Annotated in this window: 8 protein-coding genes; all 8 read right to left on the bottom strand. The window is 42.8% G+C overall.

Features of this window, described 5'->3' with window-relative positions; translation table 11 throughout:
- Window positions 1-255 precede the first annotated feature (255 nt).
- Window positions 256-594, bottom strand: coding sequence for an ISC system 2Fe-2S type ferredoxin (gene fdx, locus ACSFVZ_RS20325; RefSeq protein WP_135923331.1), 339 nt, complete (start codon window positions 592-594; stop codon window positions 256-258).
- Between the two features lie 11 nt (window positions 595-605).
- On the bottom strand, window positions 606-2,468 hold the full coding sequence (gene hscA, locus ACSFVZ_RS20320; RefSeq protein ID WP_253038466.1) for a Fe-S protein assembly chaperone HscA: 1,863 nt from the start codon (window positions 2,466-2,468) through the stop codon (window positions 606-608).
- A gap of 46 nt (window positions 2,469-2,514) precedes the next feature.
- On the bottom strand, window positions 2,515-3,042 hold the full coding sequence (gene hscB / locus ACSFVZ_RS20315) for a co-chaperone HscB (RefSeq protein WP_135923329.1): 528 nt from the start codon (window positions 3,040-3,042) through the stop codon (window positions 2,515-2,517).
- Window positions 3,043-3,119: 77 nt separating this feature from the next.
- Window positions 3,120-3,443, bottom strand: a complete 324-nt coding sequence (gene iscA / locus ACSFVZ_RS20310) for an iron-sulfur cluster assembly protein IscA (protein WP_054552502.1) — start codon at window positions 3,441-3,443, stop codon at window positions 3,120-3,122.
- 11 nt (window positions 3,444-3,454) lie between these two features.
- Window positions 3,455-3,838: a Fe-S cluster assembly scaffold IscU gene (gene iscU / locus ACSFVZ_RS20305; protein ID WP_054552501.1), complete on the bottom strand. Its 384-nt coding sequence runs from the start codon at window positions 3,836-3,838 to the stop codon at window positions 3,455-3,457.
- A 41-nt stretch (window positions 3,839-3,879) separates the two neighbouring features.
- Complete coding sequence (locus ACSFVZ_RS20300) at window positions 3,880-5,097, bottom strand: IscS subfamily cysteine desulfurase (RefSeq protein WP_135923328.1); 1,218 nt, start codon at window positions 5,095-5,097, stop codon at window positions 3,880-3,882.
- A 22-nt stretch (window positions 5,098-5,119) separates the two neighbouring features.
- Complete coding sequence (iscR, locus tag ACSFVZ_RS20295; RefSeq protein ID WP_063701779.1) at window positions 5,120-5,611, bottom strand: Fe-S cluster assembly transcriptional regulator IscR; 492 nt, start codon at window positions 5,609-5,611, stop codon at window positions 5,120-5,122.
- A 192-nt stretch (window positions 5,612-5,803) separates the two neighbouring features.
- Window positions 5,804-6,526, bottom strand: coding sequence for a tRNA (cytosine(32)/uridine(32)-2'-O)-methyltransferase TrmJ (gene trmJ, locus ACSFVZ_RS20290; protein ID WP_135923327.1), 723 nt, complete (start codon window positions 6,524-6,526; stop codon window positions 5,804-5,806).
- Window positions 6,527-6,671 lie beyond the last annotated feature (145 nt).

Raw genomic sequence — 6,671 nt, 5'->3', positions numbered from 1 at the left:
GCTATCAGCTATCAGCTATCAGCTATCAGCTATCAGCTATCAGCTATCAGCTATCAGCTATCAGCTATCAGCTATCAAAAACATAAAACCTGAGAGATCAATGTAAAGCTATTGCTGCTCAAAAACACAAATAACTGAAACACCCTCTCTATTTGCTAAAAACTGACGGCTGAAAGCTGACAGCTCTAAAAACAAAAAACCGCTGTAGAGACTAAGCAACTACAGCGGTTTTTACGAAATCAAAGCCGTTAAAAATTAATGCTCTTCATTAACGATATTGAGATTATACTTTGGAATTTCAACCACTAAATCTTCATCTTTAATGATTGCTTGGCAACCTAGGCGTGACTCAGGCTCAAGACCCCATGCTTTATCTAGCATATCGTCTTCAAGCTCATCGCTCTCATCTAAAGAGTCAAAGCCTTCACGGATGATTAAATGGCATGTTGTACACGCACATGACTTTTCACAAGCATGTGGAATGCTAATACCGTTTTTTAGTGCAACATCTAATACTGTTTCACCTGCAGGTGCTTCAATTGCTGCGCCTTCTGGGCATAATTCTGCATGGGGAAGAAAAATAATTTGTGGCATACCTTACCTCGTTAAACTTCGTCTACTGACTGCCCTTGCAGCGCTTTTTTGATTGATGCATCCATTCTGCGAGCAGCAAATTCGCTACTTGCATTGTCTACAGCTTCAATCGCTGCTTTAATTTCTGCAGGTGTTGTTGCGCTTTCACGTACGGCAACAAGTTTAGCAATTTCTGCTTTTAACGCACCTAATTCTTGTTCATCAAGTAATGCACTGTCGGTTGCGAGTGATGCTTCAAGCGCTTCAACAACGCGTAACGCTTCAACTTGCTGCTCTTTAAGCATACGCGCTTGCATGTCGTCTTTTGCGTTAGTCATTGACTCTTTAAGCATGTTTGCAACTTGATCATCCGATAAACCAAATGATGGTTTGACCTGAATTTCAGCTTGCACACCTGTTGACTTTTCCATTGCCGATACACTTAATAGGCCATCAGCATCTACTTTAAAGGTTACGCGAATATGCGCAGCACCGGCTGCCATGGCCGGAATACCTTTTAAGCTGAATTTTGCCAACGAACGACAATCGTCAACTAACTCACGCTCACCTTGTAATACATGCAGTGACATTGCAGTTTGACCATCTTTGAAAGTAGTAAACTCTTGTGCACGTGCAACAGGGATCGTGGTGTTACGTGGAATGATTTTCTCAACCAAGCCACCCATGGTTTCAAGACCTAGTGACAGTGGTAATACGTCTAATAGCAACATGTCTGAATCTGGCTTATTGCCAACCAGTACGTCTGCTTGTAATGCCGCACCGAGTGCAACTACGCGATCAGGGTCGATAGAAGTCAGTGGCTCTTTATCAAAAAATGCAGCAACTTGAGAGCGTACAATTGGCATACGAGTCGAGCCGCCAACCATTACAACTTGCAGCACTTCTTCGTTTTCGATACCCGCATCTTTAACCGCACGGCGACAAGAACGCAGTGTTTTCTTCACAAGGCCAAGAGCTAACTCATCAAACGTTTCGCGAGTAACTTCAACTTTGTGGCTTTGGCCATCAAACTCTAAGCCTACATTCACAGTTTGGTATTGGCTTAGTGCTTCTTTACACGCTTTTGCTTTATTGATGAATAAACGCAATACCGATGCAGAAAGCTCGCTCACACCTGTTTGCTTTTTGAAGTAATCAACTAATAGCGAGTCAAAATCATCACCGCCAAGGCTTGAGTCACCGCCAGTCGCAAGTACTTCAAATACACCTTGGTGTAAGCGTAAAATAGAAATATCGAAGGTACCGCCACCTAAATCGTATACGGCGATAATGCCTTCTTGGCCTGAGTCAAGGCCATAAGCTACAGCCGCAGCCGTTGGCTCGTTTAATAAACGTAAAACCTTGATACCAGCAAGCTCTGCGGCGTCTTTGGTGCTTTGACGCTGTGCATCATCAAAATAGGCTGGCACAGTAATAACTGCACCCATAATGTCTTGGCCTGCAAAGCTATCTTCTGCACGCAGTTTTAATGCTTTTAAAATTTCACTCGATGCAGTTACAGGGCTAATCGCACCTGCAACCGTGCTGATTGCTAACGAGCCATCATGCTCACAGAATTCATACGGTAGTTGACCATAGCTTTTTTCGATTTCGGCCTGAGTTTTACCTAAAAAACGTTTCACCGAAATTAAGGTGTTAGCAGGGTCTTGAGTGGCAGCTGCTGCCGCTCGTTCACCGACCACTATGCTATCAGCTTGGTATTGTACAACCGATGGTAGTATCGCATTACCTGCTAAATCAGTCAGTGTGCGTGCTTCGCCGCTTTGCACTGTTGCAACTAACGAGTTAGTTGTACCAAGGTCAATACCGACTGCTAATTTGTGCTCATGTGGTGCCGCGCTCTGCCCCGGCTCAGCAATTTGCAATAATGCCATAATGCTCTTTTAAACTCTTAAATAGCTGCTTTAAAACAACTAACGATTAATCATCAAATAAACTGTCTTCAATACGCTCTAGTTCATCGCGTAACTTATAAACAAACTTCAATTTACGAATATTGTCAGCGGCAGCTTGCCATTGTTGCTCATCATTACTTGCGAGCTGTTCGGCTAATTCGCTGCTGTATTGCTTATCGAGTTGTTTAATTTGCGCTTCAAACTGGGCAATTGCTGCATCAGGATCTGCGGCATTTTCAAGTTCTTCTAATTCTTCACGCAGTTCCATTTGCTGCATTAAGAATAGCGGGTCTTGTAATGTTTGTTGCTCGGCGCGAATATCAACACCAAGCTCGCTTAGCATGTACTCAGCGCGTTTTACCGGATGTTTTAAGGTTTGTAATGCATCATTGATTTCTGCTGCATTTTGCACAGCAAGTAATTTATCACGGCTGCTAGAGCTTGCGTGGCGATCTGGATGAACTGCGCGTTGTAGCTCAAGGTAGTGTTTATTAATAGTCGCTAAATCAATGTTGTAATCTACTGGAATTGCAAATAACTCAAAGTAACGCATTACATAATCCAACTCGGTAAACAGGAAAGAACAAAGCCCTACATAGGCAGGGCTTCAAGCAAAGAAATTTTTTAAGCTTAAACGGTGAAGCTTTCGCCGCAACCACACTCATCGGCTTGGTTCGGGTTATTAAACTTAAACCCTTCATTCAAACCTTCTTTGGTGTAATCAAGCTCAGTACCATCAATGTAGACTAAGCTTTTGGCATCAACGATCACTTTCACACCACGGCTTTCAAAAATTTCGTCGCCGTCAGCTAACTCATCAACAAATTCAAGAACATAAGCAAGACCTGAACAGCCCGTCGTTTTAATGCCAACGCGTAGGCCAATGCCTTTCCCGCGATTTGCTAAAAATGATTCTACGCGGTTTGCTGCCGCATCTGTCAATGTCACTGCCATGAATTTATCTCTTACTTCGCTTGTTTGCTTTTGTAATCAGCAATTGCTGCTTGAATCGCGTCTTCTGCTAAAATTGAACAGTGAATTTTCACTGGCGGTAACTCAAGCTCAGCACTGATATCAGTATTTTTGATTGTTGCAGCTTCGTCTAATGTTTTGCCTTTTACCCACTCAGTTACAAGTGAAGAAGAAGCGATTGCGCTACCACAACCATATGTTTTGAATTTTGCATCTTCAATTACACCTTCTGGTGATACTTTGATTTGCAATTTCATTACGTCACCACACGCTGGTGCACCCACCATACCTGTTGCAACCGACGGATCATTTTTGTCTAAAGCACCCACGTTACGTGGATTTTCAACATGATCGATTACTTTATCACTATAAGCCATAATACTATCCTCACTACCTGCTAGCGGCGGCGATCACTAAATTAGTGATGCGCCCACTCAACTGAATCTAAATCAATACCTTCTTGATGCATTTCCCATAGAGGAGACATCTCACGTAAACGGCCGATCGAGTTTTTGATTAGTTCAACGGTGTAATCAATCTCTTCTTCAGTCGTAAAGCGGCCAATGCTGAAACGAATTGAGCTGTGTGCCAACTCGTCATTACGGCCTAATGCACGTAGTACATAAGAAGGCTCTAAGCTTGCTGAGGTACAGGCTGAACCTGATGAAACAGCAATGTCTTTAACAGCCATTAATAACGACTCACCTTCAACAAAGTTGAAGCTGATATTTACAATACCTGGAACTGACTGGCTTGGTTCACCATTAAAGTAAACTTCTTCCATATCAGCCATGATGCCATCAACCAAACGCTTACGAAGTGCGCTGATGTGTGCATGGTCTTTTTCGAAATCTTCTTTAGCGATTCTAAATGCCGCGCCCATACCAACTAACTGGTGAGTAGCCAATGTGCCTGAACGCATACCACGCTCATGACCACCACCGTGCATTTGTGCTTCTAAGCGAGCACGTGGCTTACGACGAACATAAAGTGCGCCTACACCTTTCGGGCCATATACTTTGTGGCCTGAGAACGACATAAAATCTACTTTTAACTGTTGCACGTCGATAAGTACTTTACCTGCACTTTGTGCAGCATCTACGTGGAACATAATTTTGCGCTCACGGCACATTTCGCCGATTGTCGCGATATCTTGGATAACACCTAGCTCGTTATTTACGTGCATTACGCTCACAAGTACTGTGTCATCACGCATTGCAGCTTCAAGCTTTTTAAGGTCAAGTAAACCGTTTTCTTCAACGTCCATATAGGTTACTTCGAAACCTTGACGCTCTAGTTCACGACACGTATCAAGTACTGCTTTGTGCTCTGTTTTAACAGTGATAACGTGCTTGCCTTTCTTTTTATAGAACTGCGCAGCACCTTTAATTGCTAGGTTATTTGATTCTGTAGCACCTGAAGTGAAAACAATTTCACGCGGGTCAGCGTTGATCAGATCAGCGATATCTGTACGTGCTTGATCAACCGCTTCTTCTGCTTGCCAACCAAAACGGTGTGAGCGTGATGCAGGGTTACCAAAATTACCGTCCATAGTCAGGCATTGCATCATTTCTTTTGCCACACGTTCATCAACAGGCGTGGTTGCTGCGTAATCTAAATAAATCGGTAACTTCATTTCTCTCTCCGCTTTCGTCAAGCTACAGTTGACAGCTTACTTGAATGTTTTCCAGTTGCTTAATTGCAGTGTTGATGCTGTTATCTTGGCGTGATGCGACTTCTTTCACATCTGACTTTTCAACCAATTCAGCAAGGGTAATACTATTTAAAAACTCTTCGATACGTGCGCTTAAGTCCGACCATAAAGTGTGAGTCAAACAACGCATGCCGCTTTGGCAGCCACCCGTTGCGTTGTGGCAACGTGTTGCATCAACAGACTCATCAACGGCATTAATCACATCGCCGACAGAAATTTCGTTTGCTTCTCTACCTAATAAATATCCGCCACCTGGGCCACGCACAGAGGTCACAAGGCCATTTTTACGTAAACGGGCGAATAATTGCTCAAGGTAAGATAACGAAATCTCTTGGCGTTCAGAAATATCGGCAAGAGGCACTGCACCCACATTCGTATGTAGTGCAACATCCAACATGGCGGTTACTGCGTATCTGCCTTTTGATGTTAACTTCATGGAGCCCCCGATGTTACTGCACGCTAAGGTGTGCAAATTTTAATTACCAGACCAAAATAGTCAAGTATTATCACTTGATAAAAATTGATACTTGCCATTGATAAAACCGAATACTTGACAAAAATAGTCAAGTACTGGGTATATTGTAATTACCTGAGTAATTTAGTCAAGTATTATACTTATAACCTGTGATTATTTTATAGACTTATTAATAGAGGTAAGAATACCGCGTAAGATGTTCATCTCAGCTTCTTCTGGACGCGCGCGGTTAAATAAACGACGTAATTTAGTCATTACCATGCCAGGGTGTTGTTTGATAATAAACCCCGTGTCGTTTAGCGTTTGCTCTAAGTGCTCGTAGAACAGCTCAGTTTGCTTCGCATTTGGATAGGTTGCTTCGTCTTCTTCTTGTACTTTTGGCTGTTTATTTAAATAAGCCATACGTGTTTCATAACACAGTGTTTGCACCGCCATCGCTAGATTTAGCGAGCTATATTCAGGGTTGGCAGGAATACATACGTGGTAATTACATTGTTGTAGTTCTTCGTTCGTTAAACCACTATTTTCACGACCAAATACCAGTGCAACAGGACCGTGCTCAGCTTCAGCTACTAATTTTTCACCACATTCACGCGGCTCAACCATAGGCCAAGATAATGTACGTGAGCGTGCACTGGTACCAATTGTTAAACTACAATCGGCAATTGCATCTGCCAGCGTATCTACAACCACTGTTTTACCTAAAACATCAGTTGCACCAGCTGCAAGCGCACTGGCATGACTATCAATTTCACAAGCAGGATCAACAAGATATAAATTTGATAAGCCCATCGTTTTCATAGCACGTGCCGCTGAGCCAATATTACCAGAATGTGATGTGTTAACTAATACGATACGAATATCATCAAGTGTCATTGCGTTGTTACTTACTGAAAGTCAAAAATTGCGGGGATTATAACATAGCTATCAGCTATCAGCTATCAGCTATCAGCTATCAGCTATCAGCTATCAGCTATCAGCTATCAGCTATCAGCTATCAGCTATCAGCTATCAGCTATCA

Origin of the sequence: Pseudoalteromonas nanhaiensis, from assembly GCF_051235485.1 — a bacterium.
GTDB classification, from domain to species: domain Bacteria; phylum Pseudomonadota; class Gammaproteobacteria; order Enterobacterales; family Alteromonadaceae; genus Pseudoalteromonas; species Pseudoalteromonas lipolytica_C.
The sequence above is the reverse complement of the archived record's forward strand: the minus strand, read 5'-3'. Positions and strand labels throughout refer to the sequence as shown.

Coding starts and splice junctions, on each gene's coding strand:
- hscB (WP_135923329.1), bottom strand. CDS start 3,042: ATGCGTTACTTTGAGTTATTTGCAATTCCAGTAGATTACAACATTGAT.
- iscR (WP_063701779.1), bottom strand. CDS start 5,611: ATGAAGTTAACATCAAAAGGCAGATACGCAGTAACCGCCATGTTGGAT.
- hscA (WP_253038466.1), bottom strand. CDS start 2,468: ATGGCATTATTGCAAATTGCTGAGCCGGGGCAGAGCGCGGCACCACAT.
- trmJ (WP_135923327.1), bottom strand. CDS start 6,526: ATGACACTTGATGATATTCGTATCGTATTAGTTAACACATCACATTCT.
- iscA (WP_054552502.1), bottom strand. CDS start 3,443: ATGGCAGTGACATTGACAGATGCGGCAGCAAACCGCGTAGAATCATTT.
- ACSFVZ_RS20300 (WP_135923328.1), bottom strand. CDS start 5,097: ATGAAGTTACCGATTTATTTAGATTACGCAGCAACCACGCCTGTTGAT.
- iscU (WP_054552501.1), bottom strand. CDS start 3,838: ATGGCTTATAGTGATAAAGTAATCGATCATGTTGAAAATCCACGTAAC.
- fdx (WP_135923331.1), bottom strand. CDS start 594: ATGCCACAAATTATTTTTCTTCCCCATGCAGAATTATGCCCAGAAGGC.